This window comes from Mycobacterium sp. GA-1285, from assembly GCF_001499905.1.
Lineage (GTDB): Bacteria > Actinomycetota > Actinomycetes > Mycobacteriales > Mycobacteriaceae > Mycobacterium.
Genome location: NZ_LQIS01000023.1, coordinates 32,158 through 44,674, shown reverse-complemented (window position 1 = coordinate 44,674; position 12,517 = coordinate 32,158). Strand labels below are relative to the sequence as shown.

The following is a 12,517-nucleotide window of genomic DNA, read 5'->3' as shown; positions in this document are numbered from 1 at the left end:
GTTGCCAGTTCCGTCCGAGAGAGTGATAAATGCAGCTAAAGGCGGATGCCTCGGAGCAGGCGCCTAGTAGCCGTCCGACGGTTCCGCGGTTGAAGGTCGTGTCGGCTCCGACCCCAGAGCCGACGCCGCGCTGGGTCGAAGTCCTCCGCGTCGATCCGTGGTATTCGGTGATCACCGTGGCGATCGACGCCATCCTGGCGGCGGCCGCGGTGGCACTGGCCCACTGGTGGATTCCCGACGACATGGAGGATGCCCGTAACATCGCGTTGTTCTCGTGGCTCTTCGTCCCGATGCTGCTGATAGTGATGGCCACCCGGTCGATGTATCGGCAGAAGCTCAACGAGGGTTTCCTGGACCAGTTCGAGCCGGTGGCGACGTCGATCGCAGTGGCAGCTCTCGCGACGTTGACCCTCATGGTGCTCCTGGTGCCTCGTCTCCCGGTCGGAGAGATCCTCACCGAATACGTCCGCCCGAGCGAGGTCGTCCTGAAGATCGGGGTGTGCGCGGCCATTCTCATACCCACGGTCCGCCTGTCCAGGTCATTGGTGAACCGTTGGCTGCGGCGCAAGCTCCGCATCGGCAGGCCGGCGCTTGTGGTCGGGTCTGACCCGGTTGCCCATCAACTCATCTCCCGCATGCGTGAGATCCGCGACTACGGCATGTGGCCGGTCGGTGTGCTGGACGATATGCGGCCGAAAGACGTGGAGATGTTCGACGTCCCGTACCTGGGCGGCACGAACGACCTCGAGACCGCCGCGCGCGCCACGCGGGCTGAGGAACTCATCATCGCTCCGTCGACGTTGCCTGACGAACAGCTGTCTCGCACTGCGCAGCTGGCGCAGGAACTCGGGCTGCGGGTTCGCGTGGTGCCGCGGCTGATGGACGCGGTGGGCACCGGCACCCGGATCGAGCACATGGGCGGCGTACCGCTCATGGTGCTGAACCGGGTCAACCCGAGAGGCTGGCAATTCGCCGTCAAACATGGCGTCGACCGCGTCGCTGCGCTGATCGGGCTGGTGCTCATTTCGCCGTTGCTGCTCGTACTCGCTCTGGCGGTGAAGTTCAGTTCGCCGGGTCCGATCCTGTTCTCTCAACCGCGGATCGGACGCGACGGAAAGGTCTTCGGCTGTTTGAAGTTCCGCACCATGCGCATCCCCGAGTCCCCCAGCGAGGACTTCGAGTTGGACGAGGGCACAGCACCCGGCGGAGTCGAGGGCGACGATCGACGCACTCGGATAGGCCGCATCATGCGCAAGGTATCGCTCGATGAGCTGCCTCAACTCGTCAACGTGCTACGCGGGGAGATGAGCCTGGTCGGCCCCCGTCCGGAAAGGCCGGAGTTCGTCGAACTGTTCGAGATGCACGTGCGTCGATACGGGCAGCGCCACCGGGTGAAGGCCGGCATGACCGGCTGGGCTCAGGTGCACGGATTCCGGGGCCAGACGTCGATCGCCGACCGGGCCGAATGGGACAACTACTACATCGACAACTGGTCGTTGCTACTCGATCTCAAGATCTTGATCCTGACGGTGCTGGCGGTGCTGCGGCCCGCCGAAGACTGAGCTCCCGACAGAAAAACCCCCGGCATATCGTGTGTTCGGGGGTTTCTCTTGTGGAGGAGCCTATTTGGCCTTTTCGAGGATCTCGACGAGCCGCCAGCGCTTGGTCGCCGACAGCGGACGCGTCTCCATCAGCGACACCCGGTCGCCGATGCCCGCGATGTCGTTCTCATCGTGTGCCTTGACCTTCTTGGTGGTGCGGATGATCTTGCCGTATAGCGGGTGGCTCTTACGATCTTCCAACTCGACCACGATGGTCTTCTGCATCTTGTCCGAAACCACGTACCCGATGGCCGTCTTGCGGCGGCCACGCTGCTCTTCGGTGCGCGGGGTGTACTTGGGTCCCTTTGTCTGCTCTTGTTTTCCAGCCATTACGAATCCTCACCCACGGGTCCGGAGGCCAGACCCAACTCACGTTCGCGCAGCACGGTGTACACGCGCGCGATTTCCTGACGCACCGTGCGAAGCCGGCGGTTGTTCGACAACTGACCGGTCGCCATCTGGAAGCGCAGGTTGAACAATTCTTCCTTGGACTCGCGCAGCCGGTCCTTCAATTCGTCGTCGGTCAGCTCGCGCAGTTCGCCCGGCGTCACTCCCACTGCCATCAGAAGTGCTCCTCTCGGGTAACGATGCGTGCCTTGATCGGCAGCTTGTGGATCGCACGGGTCAGCGCGGCCCGAGCGGTCGCCTCGTCGGGATAGCTCAACTCGAAGAGCACGCGACCCGGCTTGACGTTCGCCACCCACCATTCCGGCGAACCCTTACCGGAACCCATACGGGTCTCGGCCGGCTTCTTGGTCAGCGGGCGGTCCGGAAAGATGTTGATCCACACCTTGCCGCCACGCTTGATGTGCCGGTTGATCGCGATACGAGCGGACTCGATCTGCCGGTTGGTGATGTAGGCGTGCTCGAGCGCCTGGATGCCGTAGTCACCGAAGCTCACCGTCGTGCCGCCGCTGGCGATGCCGCGCTGCCTCGGGTGGTGTTGCTTACGGTGCTTGACCTTGCGGGGAATCAACATGATTCAGCTCTCCGTGTTTTCTGTGGGCGTCTCGACCGCCGCTGCGGCCTGCGAAGCCGCGGCGTTGTCTGCCACGCTGCCGGCCGGAGCCGTACCGCTCTCGGAACCGCCGGTGGCGGCACGGCCGGCTTCGCTGCCGGAGGCAGCTCGACCAGCTTCGGTGCTCGTCGCGGTGGTGCCCGACGCACCGCTACGGCGGGGCCGGGTGCCCGTCGGACGCTCGCGACGCGGACGATCCGCACCCGCGGGCACGGCTGCGGCCAGCTCACGCTTGCCGCCGACGATGTCGCCCTTGTAGATCCACACCTTCACGCCGATCCGGCCGAAGGTGGTCTTGGCCTCGTAGAGGCCGTAGTCGATGTCGGCGCGCAGCGTGTGCAGCGGCACGCGGCCTTCGCGGTAGAACTCCGAGCGGCTCATCTCGGCGCCACCGAGGCGACCCGAACACTGCACGCGGATGCCCTTGACGTTCGGCTGGCGCATCGCGGACTGGATCGCCTTGCGCATGGCGCGGCGGAAGGCCACGCGGTTGGACAGCTGCTCGGCGACGCCCTGCGCCACCAACTGCGCCTGCGACTCGGGATTCTTGACCTCGAGGATGTTCAGCTGCACCTGCTTGCCGGTCAGCTTCTCCAGGTCGGCCCGGATACGGTCAGCTTCCGTGCCGCGACGGCCGATCACGATGCCCGGACGGGCCGTGTGAATGTCGACGCGCACGCGGTCACGGGTGCGCTCGATCTCCACGTCGGCGATGCCGGCGCGTTCGAGCCCGGTCGCCAGCAGCCGCCGGATCGCGACGTCTTCCTTGACGTAATCCTTGTACTGCTTGTCGGCGTACCACCGGGACTTCCAGTCGGTCGTGATACCGAGCCGGAAGCCGTGGGGATTGATTTTCTGGCCCACTACTCCGAGCCCTCCTTCGCATCGGACGCTTCCGCAGTCGATTTCTCAGCCTTGGTGCCGGCTTTCGCCTCGGCCGACTTGTTGGGGGCCGACTTGTTGGGGGCCGACTTCTTGGGCGCCGACTTCTTGGGCGCCGCCTTCTCGGGGGCCTTGTTGGCGGGAGCCTTCTTGGCCGCTTCAGCGCTTTTGGCCTTACTGCCCTGTGCGCGACGCGCCCGGGCCGCGCTGGCGGACTGGCCGCCGCCGCGCTGCTCCTGGCTCACTCGGCTTTCCACGATCACCGTGATGTGGCTGGTGCGCTTGCGGATCCGGAACGCACGGCCCTGCGCGCGTGGCCGGATGCGCTTGGCGGTCGGTCCCTCGTCGGCGTAAACGGTCGCGACCACGAGAGTGGACGGATCCAGACCCTCGTTGTTCTGTGCGTTGGCCGCCGCGCTCGCGATGACCTTGGCGACCGGCTCGCTGGCCGCCTGCGGAGCCCACCGCAGGATGTCCAGCGCTTCGGACACCGACTTGCCGCGCACCAGGTCGATGACGCGGCGCGCCTTCGTCGGCGACACGCGCACGAAGCGCGCCTTCGCCGTCGCGGACGGATATTCAGTCGCTGTAGTCATTAGCGCCTCTTCGCCTTCCGGTCATCCTTGATGTGACCCTTGAAGGTGCGGGTGGGGGCGAACTCGCCGAGCTTGTGCCCGACCATCGCCTCGGTGACGAACACCGGGACATGCTTGCGGCCGTCATGGACCGCGAAGGTGTGCCCGATGAAGTCGGGGATGATGGTCGACCGACGCGACCAGGTCTTGATGACCTGTTTGGTGTTCTTCTCGTTCTGCGCGTCGACCTTCTTCAACAGATGGTCGTCGACGAACGGACCCTTCTTCAGGCTGCGTGGCATATTCCTTGTACCTGCCTACTCTCAGCGCTTCTTGCCGGTGCGCCGGCGACGGACGATGAGCTTGTTGCTCGCTTTGTTCGGCTTGCGGGTGCGGCCCTCGGGCTTGCCCCAGGGGCTCACCGGGTGACGACCACCGGAGGTCTTACCCTCACCACCGCCGTGCGGGTGGTCGACCGGGTTCATCACGACGCCACGGACGGTGGGGCGCTTGCCCTTCCACCGCATGCGGCCGGCCTTGCCCCAGTTGATGTTCGCCTGCTCGGCGTTGCCCACCTCGCCGACGGTGGCCCGGCAGCGCACGTCGACGCGACGGATCTCACCCGACGGCATACGCAGCGACGCGTAGCTGCCTTCCTTGCCCAGCAGCTGAATGCTGGAGCCGGCCGAGCGTGCGAGCTTGGCGCCCCCACCGGGTCGCAGTTCCACCGCATGCACCAACGTGCCGGCGGGGATGTTGCGCAGCGGGAGGTTGTTGCCCGGTTTGATGTCGGCGTTGGGACCCGACTCGATGATGGTGCCCTGCTTGATGCCTTCGGGGGCGATGATGTAGCGCTTCTCCCCGTCGAAGTAGTGCAGCAGTGCGATGTTCGCGGTGCGGTTCGGGTCGTACTCGATGTGCGCGACCTTGGCGTTGACGCCGTCCTTGTCGTTGCGACGGAAGTCGATCACCCGGTAGGCGCGTTTGTGTCCGCCGCCTTTGTGCCGAGTCGTGATGCGGCCGTGCGCGTTTCGGCCACCCTTGCCATGCAGCGGTCGAACGAGCGACTTCTCCGGATGGTCGCGGGTGATCTCAGCGAAGTCGGAGACGCTGGCACCGCGACGACCGGGGGTCGTCGGCTTGTACTTGCGAATTGCCATGATTCTCTAGGTCTTCCTTCGTCGCCGGCCTGACGAGATCAAGCCGGTGCTCCGAACAGGTCGATGGGCTTGCTACCCGCAGCCAACGTGACGATGGCGCGCTTGGTGTTCTTGCGCTTCCCGTATCCGGTGCGGGTGCGCTTGCGCTTGCCCTGCCGGTTGGCCGTGTTCACCGAGTCGACCTTGACGCCGAAGATCTTCTCGATGGCGATCTTGATCTGTGTCTTGTTCGAGTCGGGGTGCACGATGAACGTGTACACGTTGTCCTCGATCAGCCCGTACGACTTCTCGGAGATGACCGGCGACAGGATGATGTCGCGGGGGTCAGTGACGGTCGCCATCAGGCCGACACCTCCTCTTTCGCAGTCTGGTTGGCGCTGATGTAGGCGTTGAGCGCCTCCACGCTGAAGATCACGTCGTCAGCGTTCAGCACGTCGTAGGTGTTGAGCTGGTCGGGCGAAAGCACGTGCACGCCCGGGAGATTGCGCACGCTTCTGGCGCCGACCTCGTCGGCGCGGCCGATCACCACGAGCACCTTGTTCGTCTCGAGCTTGCGGTCGCCGACGAGCGTGGCCAGGAACGCCTTGGCGCTCTTGGTCGACGGAGTCTGGCCCTCGACGAGCTCGGTGACGGCGTGGATCCGGTCATTGCGTGCCCGGTCGGACAGCGCACCTCGCAGAGCGGCCCGGATCATCTTCTTCGGAGTCCGCTCGCTGTAGTCGCGCGGCTTGGGGCCGTGGACGGTGCCACCACCGGTGAACTGCGGCGCCCGGATCGACCCCTGGCGCGCGCGGCCAGTGCCCTTCTGCCGGTACGGCTTCTTGCCGCCGCCGCGGACCTCACCGCGGGTCTTGGTCGAGTGCGTGCCCTGCCGCGCCGCGGCCAGCTGCGCCGTCACCACCTGATGCATCAACGCGATGTTCGCCTCGACGTCGAACAGCTCGGCGGGCAGCTCGACGGAGCCGTCCTTCGCACCCGCCGGGGTGTGGACATCAACTTTGAGAGTCATTACTTCTCGCCTCGCTTGATTGCGCTGCGGACCATCACGAGCCCGCCGTTGCGGCCGGGGATGGCACCCTTGATCAACAGCACGCCGTTTTCGGCATCGACCTTGTGTACCAACAGATTCTGGGTCGTCACGCGGTCGTTGCCCATGCGGCCCGACATGCGCGTGCCCTTGAACACCCGGCCGGGCGTGGCGCAGCCACCGATGGAGCCGGGGCGGCGATGCACAGCCTGTGCGCCGTGGCTGGCGCCCTGACCGCGGAAGCCGTGCCGCTTCATCGTGCCGGCGAAACCCTTGCCCTTGCTGGTGCCGGTCACGTCCACGTAGGTGCCGTCGGCGAAGATCTCGGCGGTCAGCTCCTGCCCGATCTCGTACTCGGCGGCGGCGGACTCATCGTCGAGCCGCAGCTCGGCCAGGTGCCGACGCGGGTTGACCCCAGCCGCCGAATACTGGCCCGTGACAGGCTTGTTGACCTTGCGCGGGCTGATCTCGCCATAGGCCAACTGCACCGCGCTGTAGCCGTCGCGCTCCGGCGTACGGATGCGCGTCACCACATTGGGCCCGGCCTTGACGACCGTCACCGGCACGACCCGGTTGTTCTCGTCGAACACCTGCGTCATGCCCAGCTTGGTGCCCAGAATGCCTCTTCTAGCCATGTTCTGGATGTCTCCTACTGGATGTTGACGTCGACGCTGGCCGGCAGATCGATGCGCATGAGGGCGTCAACGGTCTTCGGCGTCGGGTCGAGGATGTCGATCAGCCGCTTGTGGGTGCGCATCTCGAAGTGCTCCCGCGAGTCCTTGTACTTGTGCGGGGAGCGGATGACGCAGTACACGTTCTTCTCGGTCGGCAGCGGCACAGGACCAACCACGCTGGCGCCGGTTCTGGTGACCGTTTCCACGATCTTGCGCGCCGAGGCGTCAATCGCCTCGTGGTCGTAGGCCTTGAGCCTGATGCGGATCTTCTGTCCCGCCACGCTTCTCCTACCTCACTCATACTGGGCCCCGGATCGGGCCGCGCCTCACCGGCACTTCGCCGGCCGAACCGGCAATACAGCCCGCCGGCGGAGCCGGCGATTCAGCTCTTGCGCTGCTATGCCGCCGCTGTTCTTCTGTCTGTGGTCCACCGGTCCCCGCGGTCGGGTGTGTCGCCCGCACACGCACTCGTCCGCTCCGAAATCTTCGCGATCGAGATTGGCACCGGATGCGCCCGGTTGGGCGCCGGTCGTTTGCCCCGGCCATTCGGTCCAGACAGGCACCGCCCCGGCTCAAGGCAACCCGAACAGTATGCCCTAGAAAACGGCGCGCTCCAAATCCCTGGCCACGGGATACCCGGTTGCCCGGCTCAGGTTCGGAGGCCGGCCCAGAACGCACACTGATGTTTGTGTTCGAAGTCGGTGACGACGCGGTTGCCGTCCGGTTCCAGCCACATCCGCTCACCCGCTGGACCACTGGTCAGCTGCGGCCAGTCGGGACCTGGCGATCCGGTCGCGACGAACCGCGCCCAGTAGTCGACCATTTCGTCGGACAACCGTCGTTGTGCGGGTTGCAGCGGTGGCGCTCCGCCGACGTCGAACAGGTAGCGCAACTCCAAGGAATGCGCCGCCCCGACCGGGAACGGCGCTTCGCGCAACGGTTCGGGTGCCGGCGCGTCGCGGTCCCCGAACTCGTAGGCATAGACCGGCTGGTCGGTGAGCGCGTCGGCCATCCGGTCGGCGACGCAGGCGAAGTCGGCGGACGTCACCGCCGCCGAATACGCCAGCGCGACGCTTCCGCCGTACCGTTCGGGCGGATACCGCGCCGCCACGGCGGCCCCGTGCGGCCCGAACACCTCGGCCAGCAATTCCGGGTAGCCGCCGGCATCGAATGATCGCCCGCGCAACGCCTGCAGCGCCGCGAACAGCGTGAATTCGTCTTGCGTTGTGCCGATCATCACCGGCACTCGGGCAGCCTTGCCGTCGGTGATCGCGGTGAACGAGTCCTCGGGTAGCGACTCGGTGCCGGCAACCGGACCACTCACGCGTTCGGTCCCGAACCGGGCGTACGTCAACGGGGCACGGAACCGGTCGGCGGGCAGAGACCGTAGACAGTCCGCGGCGACGCGTGGATCCGCGCATCCGACATCGGCTGCGTACGAGACACTGGCCTCCCGGGCGGCTCGCAGGTCGTGCTGCGCCCGACATGGCGCGCTCTGGATGATCGCCGCGCTGAACAGACCCCGGGACCCGGGCGCGACGAGGTGGTCGCAGACGGCCATCCCGCCGGCCGATTCTCCTGCGATCGTGACCCTGTCCGGATCCCCGCCGAATCCGGAGATGTTGTCGTGAACCCATCGCAGCGCGGCCTGCTGGTCGGCGAGGCCGTAATTGCCGACGTCGCCACCGGAACCGAGGGCGGGATGGGCGAGGAAGCCGAGCGCCCCGAGGCGGTAGTTGATCGTGACGACGACGACGCCGTGGCCGGCCAGCCGCCGCGCGGGATAGACGTCGCCGCTGCCGTTCAGAAAGCTCCCGCCGTGGATCCACACCATCACCGGCAGCGGCTCGTCCGACGGCGGCGGAGTCCAGACGTTGAGGGTCAGGCAGTCTTCGCTGGGCGGGCGTCGGTCGACGTCGGAGCTGGTGTCCTGGATGCACCGCGCACCGGGGCGGGTCGCGTCGCGGAATCCCGTCCACGGCGCGACCGGTGCGGGCGGTTGCCAGCGCAACGGGCCGAGAGGCGGTGCGGCGTAAGGGATTCCAGCGAAGTAACGGTGATCGTCGGCGACGGTCCCGCGCACCGCGCCTGCTGTGGTTCGGGCAACTCCGGGGTCGGCGGGAAGATCCACCGCGGCGGTCTCGCCCTCGGCGCAGCCGGACAGCATGGCAGCCAGCACTGCGAGTGCGGCCGCCGTGCGACCGACGCCGCGCCGGACTGGCTGTCCGCCGATTGCACTGGCCACCTGGCGAGCGTACTGACGCGGCGCGGATCCGCCGCCGTGCCATCGCTTAGAGTGCGTTCTTGACAGCTGTCAAGAATGACTTTGAGCGAGGCAATCATGAGCACGCCGATCATCGACGACGCCGCCAAGGTGCTGGCCGACCCCAAGGCCTACACCGACGAGGCGAGCCTGCACGCCGCATTGACCCACCTGCGCGCCAACGCCCCGGTGTCCTTCGTCGACGTGCCCGACTATCGGCCTTTCTGGGCGGTCACCAAGCACGCCGACATCATGGCGATCGAGCGTGACAACGAGCTGTGGATCAATGCACCGCGCCCGATGCTCGTCACAGCCGCGACCGACGACCTGTCGCAGGCCAACCTCGCCGCCGGTGGCGGACTGCGCACGTTGATCCACATGGACGATCCGCTGCACCGCGACATCCGCAAGATCGGCGCGGACTGGTTTCGGCCCAAGGCGATGCGCGCGCTGAAGACCCGCGTCGACCAGTTGGCCAGAATCTATGTCGACAAGATGGTCGAAAAAGGTCCCGAATGCGACTTCGTCCAAGAGGTCGCGGTGAACTTCCCGCTCTATGTGATCCTGTCGCTGCTCGGGCTGCCCGAAACCGACTTCGGCCGCATGCTCAAGCTCACCCAGGAGATGTTCGGCGGCGACGACGACGAGTTCACCCGCGGCAAGAGCGCGCAGGAACTTCACGAGGTCATCACCGACTTCTTCCGCTACTTCACCGCCCTGACCGCCGAACGCCGGGCCCACCCCACCGACGACCTCGCCTCGGCGATCGCCAACGCCAAGATCGACGGCGAGTACCTCAACGACGTCGACTGCCTTTCCTATTACGTCATCGTCGCCAGCGCCGGCCACGACACCACGAGCGCGGCGATCTCGGGCGGCCTACTCGCGCTGATCGAGAACCAGGACCAGCTCGCCCGCTTGAAGGCCCGGCCGGAGCTGATGGGCACCGCGGTCGAGGAAATGATCCGGTGGACCACCCCGGTCAAGGAGTTCATGCGCACCGCCACGGCAGACACCGAAGTGCGCGGTGTGCCGATCAAGCAGGGCGAGTCGGTGCTGCTGTCCTACGTCTCGGCCAACCGCGACGAAGACATCTTCGACGACCCGTTCCAATTCGACGTGGGCCGTGACCCGAACAAGCACCTCTCGTTCGGTTACGGCGTGCACTTCTGTCTCGGCGCCGCGCTGGCACGCATGGAAATCAACAGTTTCTTCACCGAGCTGGTGCCACGGCTCGAATCGATCGGGTTGGCCGGCGACCCCGAGTTCGTCGCGACGATTTTCGTCGGCGGGCTCAAGCACCTGCCGATCAGATACGCGCTGCGCTGAAAACCCGCCGCAGTGAGGAGCCCCACCCTCGCGGAATGAAGTGGTGTCGGTCACATAGACTGGTTTGACACCCGTCAAGACAGCCCCAGGAGCCTCCATGAGCACGCCGACGATGGACCAGGAAGCGCAGGAAGCCGCGAAGGTCTTCGCCGATCCGACGGCCTACGCCGACGACGACCGGCTACATGCCGCGATGACCTGGCTGCGCGCCAACAATCCCGTCGCCTATGTAGACCATGCTCCGTACCGGCCGTTCTACGCCATCACCAAGCACGCCGACATCATGGCGATCGAGCGTGACAACGACCTGTGGCTGAGCGAACCGCGGCCGCTCCTCGCGACAGCCGAAGCAGACGACCTTGCCAGGGCCCAGCTGGAAGCCGGCATGGGACTGCGGACACTGATCCACATGGACGACCCGCACCACCGCGATGTCCGCAAGATCGGCGCGGATTGGTTCCGTCCAAAGGCGATGCGCGAGTTGAAGGTTCGGGTGGACGAGCTGGCCAAGCGCTACGTCGACAAGATGCGCGACATCGGCCCCGAATGTGACTTCGTCGAGGACATCGCGGTGCACTACCCGCTCTATGTGATCCTGTCGCTGCTCGGTCTGCCCGAAGAGGACTTCCCGCGCATGCTCAAGCTCACCCAGGAGATCTTCGGCGGCGACGACGAGGAGTACCAGCGCGGCACCACCCCTGAGGAGAAGCTGCAGACGGTGGTCGAGTTCTTCGCCTACTTCAACGAACTGACCGCTTCGCGACGGGCGAACCCGACCGATGACCTCGCATCGGCGATCGCGAACGGAATCATCGACGGTGAGCCGCTATCCGACGTCGACACCGCGTCCTACTACGTGATCGTGGCCACCGCAGGCCACGACACCACCAAGGACGCGATCTCCGGCGGCCTGCGCGCGCTGATCGACAATCCCGACCAACTCGCACGGCTTACTGCACAACCGGAATTGATGGGGACCGCGGTCGAGGAGATGATCCGCTGGAGCACCCCGGTCAAGGAGTTCATGCGCACCGCCGCCGAAGACACCGAGGTTCGTGGTGTACCGATCGCCAAAGGTGAATCCGTCTATCTCGCTTACGCATCCGCCAACCGCGACGAAGAGGTCTTCGACGAACCGTTCAAGTTCGACGTGGGCCGCGATCCCAACAAGCACCTGTCGTTCGGCTACGGGGTGCACTTCTGTCTCGGCGCCGCGTTGGCGCGCATGGAGATGAACAGCCTGTTCACCGAACTGCTGCCGAGGCTGGACTCGATCGAGCTTGCCGGCGAACCCGAACTGGCCGCGACGGTGTTCGTCGGTGGCCTCAAGCATCTCCCGATTCGCTACTCGCTGAGGTGATCTCGTTCGGCTTCCTCGCGTGGGTGGCCAGGAATCCGTCGACGGAGGCCTCCGCACACGCGCGGTAGTCGAAGTCGGCCACGGTCGACAACTTGCCGAGAATCAACGGCCCGATGAGAAGTGCGATCGTCTGGATCCGGTCCACCTCGTCGAGTTCCTCGGCCGCCTGGGGCCCGTCGAGGATCGCGTCGAAGGGCGCCGAATACAGCGCGATGATCCGTGATCTCAGGGTGCCGACCGCATCCGAATCCGACTGCTGCACTTCGGAGTATGTTCCCACATCAGGACCGGACGCCATCCACGTCATGGCGGTGATCATCGCGGACGCCTCGGCGATCGACTCCGCCCACCCGACCACGACGGCGATCAACCGGTCGCGCAGAGTGCCACCGGCGGGCGGCATCGGCGCGGGATTGAGCAGGCTCATGAACGCCGCCGCCATCAAGTCGTTGGCGGTCGGGAAGTGCCGGTACAGCGTGGCCCGCGCGACGTTGGCGGTTCGGGTGACCGCGTCGATCGTGACCGCGCTGGGGCCGCCTGTCCGTAGCAGCGTCGTGGCCGCGTCGAGCAGGCGGGCACGGGACCGCGCCGGCCTCGGGTCGGTACTCGGCCCCCTCATCGTTTAACC

Annotated in this window: 16 protein-coding genes and 1 pseudogene; 4 read left to right on the top strand and 13 right to left on the bottom strand. The window is 66.1% G+C overall.

The genetic code is table 11. The annotated features are described in order from the left end of the window. Positions 1-29: 29 nt before the first annotated feature. Positions 30-1,562: an exopolysaccharide biosynthesis polyprenyl glycosylphosphotransferase gene (locus AU193_RS13935; protein ID WP_064422959.1), complete on the top strand. Its 1,533-nt coding sequence runs from the start codon at positions 30-32 to the stop codon at positions 1,560-1,562. 60 nt (positions 1,563-1,622) lie between these two features. Here the strand turns inward: AU193_RS13935 and rpsQ are convergent, their stop codons facing one another. The 4 genes from rpsQ to rpsC are packed head-to-tail and all read right to left on the bottom strand — an operon-like array spanning position 1,623 to position 3,483. Further along, positions 1,623-1,931, bottom strand: a complete 309-nt coding sequence (gene rpsQ / locus AU193_RS13930; RefSeq protein WP_064422958.1) for a 30S ribosomal protein S17 — start codon at positions 1,929-1,931, stop codon at positions 1,623-1,625. Continuing rightward, entirely contained in the window at positions 1,931-2,164 is a 234-nt protein-coding gene (gene rpmC / locus AU193_RS13925) for a 50S ribosomal protein L29 (RefSeq protein ID WP_059101354.1), read from the bottom strand. The genes rpsQ and rpmC overlap by 1 nt, the downstream gene beginning before the upstream one ends. Next, complete coding sequence (rplP, locus tag AU193_RS13920; RefSeq protein WP_059101353.1) at positions 2,164-2,580, bottom strand: 50S ribosomal protein L16; 417 nt, start codon at positions 2,578-2,580, stop codon at positions 2,164-2,166. Before rplP ends, rpmC begins: the two co-directional genes overlap by 1 nt. 3 nt (positions 2,581-2,583) lie before the next feature. Further along, positions 2,584-3,483 (bottom strand): 30S ribosomal protein S3, encoded by a 900-nt coding sequence (gene rpsC / locus AU193_RS13915; protein ID WP_064422957.1) that lies wholly within the window; start codon positions 3,481-3,483, stop codon positions 2,584-2,586. Here rpsC and AU193_RS23860 point away from each other — a divergent pair. Next, a complete protein-coding gene (locus AU193_RS23860) occupies positions 3,460-3,855 on the top strand; it encodes a pentapeptide repeat-containing protein (RefSeq protein WP_371259209.1) in 396 nt (131 codons plus the stop codon). The genes rpsC and AU193_RS23860 overlap by 24 nt on opposite strands. On the opposite strand, the pseudogene rplV reads toward AU193_RS23860, so the two are convergent. The 8 genes and pseudogenes from rplV to AU193_RS13875 form a co-directional block, all read right to left on the bottom strand. Then, positions 3,765-4,097: pseudogene (rplV, locus tag AU193_RS23855) on the bottom strand (50S ribosomal protein L22); the annotation flags it as partial. The gene AU193_RS23860 and the pseudogene rplV sit on opposite strands and share 91 nt — an antisense overlap. Beyond that, positions 4,097-4,378, bottom strand: coding sequence for a 30S ribosomal protein S19 (rpsS, locus tag AU193_RS13905; protein ID WP_007167837.1), 282 nt, complete (start codon positions 4,376-4,378; stop codon positions 4,097-4,099). The pseudogene rplV and the gene rpsS, both read right to left, overlap by 1 nt. A 21-nt stretch (positions 4,379-4,399) precedes the next feature. Then, positions 4,400-5,236, bottom strand: coding sequence for a 50S ribosomal protein L2 (rplB, locus tag AU193_RS13900; protein WP_064422955.1), 837 nt, complete (start codon positions 5,234-5,236; stop codon positions 4,400-4,402). 38 nt (positions 5,237-5,274) lie between these two features. After that, a complete protein-coding gene (rplW, locus tag AU193_RS13895) occupies positions 5,275-5,577 on the bottom strand; it encodes a 50S ribosomal protein L23 (RefSeq protein ID WP_064422954.1) in 303 nt (100 codons plus the stop codon). Next, a complete protein-coding gene (gene rplD / locus AU193_RS13890) occupies positions 5,577-6,245 on the bottom strand; it encodes a 50S ribosomal protein L4 (protein ID WP_064422953.1) in 669 nt (222 codons plus the stop codon). Before rplD ends, rplW begins: the two co-directional genes overlap by 1 nt. Continuing rightward, entirely contained in the window at positions 6,245-6,898 is a 654-nt protein-coding gene (gene rplC / locus AU193_RS13885) for a 50S ribosomal protein L3 (RefSeq protein ID WP_064422952.1), read from the bottom strand. Before rplC ends, rplD begins: the two co-directional genes overlap by 1 nt. Positions 6,899-6,912: 14 nt before the next feature. After that, positions 6,913-7,218: a 30S ribosomal protein S10 gene (rpsJ, locus tag AU193_RS13880; RefSeq protein WP_003883485.1), complete on the bottom strand. Its 306-nt coding sequence runs from the start codon at positions 7,216-7,218 to the stop codon at positions 6,913-6,915. A gap of 368 nt (positions 7,219-7,586) precedes the next feature. After that, complete coding sequence (locus tag AU193_RS13875) at positions 7,587-9,104, bottom strand: carboxylesterase/lipase family protein (protein ID WP_082682973.1); 1,518 nt, start codon at positions 9,102-9,104, stop codon at positions 7,587-7,589. Between the two features lie 174 nt (positions 9,105-9,278). On the opposite strand from AU193_RS13875, the gene AU193_RS13870 reads away from it, so the two are divergent. Together AU193_RS13870 and AU193_RS13865 are read left to right on the top strand one after the other, a co-directional pair. Beyond that, entirely contained in the window at positions 9,279-10,529 is a 1,251-nt protein-coding gene (locus AU193_RS13870; RefSeq protein WP_064422951.1) for a cytochrome P450, read from the top strand. Positions 10,530-10,626: 97 nt separating this feature from the next. Continuing rightward, on the top strand, positions 10,627-11,889 hold the full coding sequence (locus AU193_RS13865; RefSeq protein WP_064422950.1) for a cytochrome P450: 1,263 nt from the start codon (positions 10,627-10,629) through the stop codon (positions 11,887-11,889). Here AU193_RS13865 and AU193_RS13860 read toward each other — a convergent pair. Next, on the bottom strand, positions 11,855-12,508 hold the full coding sequence (locus AU193_RS13860) for a TetR/AcrR family transcriptional regulator (RefSeq protein ID WP_064422949.1): 654 nt from the start codon (positions 12,506-12,508) through the stop codon (positions 11,855-11,857). The genes AU193_RS13865 and AU193_RS13860 overlap by 35 nt on opposite strands. Between the last annotated feature and the right edge of the window lie 9 nt (positions 12,509-12,517).

Excerpts from the sequence above, each read along its gene's own strand:
- AU193_RS13935 (WP_064422959.1), top strand. The coding sequence starts at position 30 with ATGCAGCTAAAGGCGGATGCCTCGGAGCAGGCGCCTAGTAGCCGTCCG.
- rpsQ (WP_064422958.1), bottom strand. The coding sequence starts at position 1,931 with ATGGCTGGAAAACAAGAGCAGACAAAGGGACCCAAGTACACCCCGCGC.
- rpmC (WP_059101354.1), bottom strand. The coding sequence starts at position 2,164 with ATGGCAGTGGGAGTGACGCCGGGCGAACTGCGCGAGCTGACCGACGAC.
- rplP (WP_059101353.1), bottom strand. The coding sequence starts at position 2,580 with ATGTTGATTCCCCGCAAGGTCAAGCACCGTAAGCAACACCACCCGAGG.
- rpsS (WP_007167837.1), bottom strand. The coding sequence starts at position 4,378 with ATGCCACGCAGCCTGAAGAAGGGTCCGTTCGTCGACGACCATCTGTTG.
- rplB (WP_064422955.1), bottom strand. The coding sequence starts at position 5,236 with ATGGCAATTCGCAAGTACAAGCCGACGACCCCCGGTCGTCGCGGTGCC.
- rplW (WP_064422954.1), bottom strand. The coding sequence starts at position 5,577 with ATGGCGACCGTCACTGACCCCCGCGACATCATCCTGTCGCCGGTCATC.
- rplD (WP_064422953.1), bottom strand. The coding sequence starts at position 6,245 with ATGACTCTCAAAGTTGATGTCCACACCCCGGCGGGTGCGAAGGACGGC.
- rplC (WP_064422952.1), bottom strand. The coding sequence starts at position 6,898 with ATGGCTAGAAGAGGCATTCTGGGCACCAAGCTGGGCATGACGCAGGTG.
- AU193_RS13875 (WP_082682973.1), bottom strand. The coding sequence starts at position 9,104 with ATGCTGTCCGGCTGCGCCGAGGGCGAGACCGCCGCGGTGGATCTTCCC.
- AU193_RS13870 (WP_064422951.1), top strand. The coding sequence starts at position 9,279 with ATGAGCACGCCGATCATCGACGACGCCGCCAAGGTGCTGGCCGACCCC.
- AU193_RS13865 (WP_064422950.1), top strand. The coding sequence starts at position 10,627 with ATGAGCACGCCGACGATGGACCAGGAAGCGCAGGAAGCCGCGAAGGTC.
- AU193_RS13860 (WP_064422949.1), bottom strand. The coding sequence starts at position 12,508 with ATGAGGGGGCCGAGTACCGACCCGAGGCCGGCGCGGTCCCGTGCCCGC.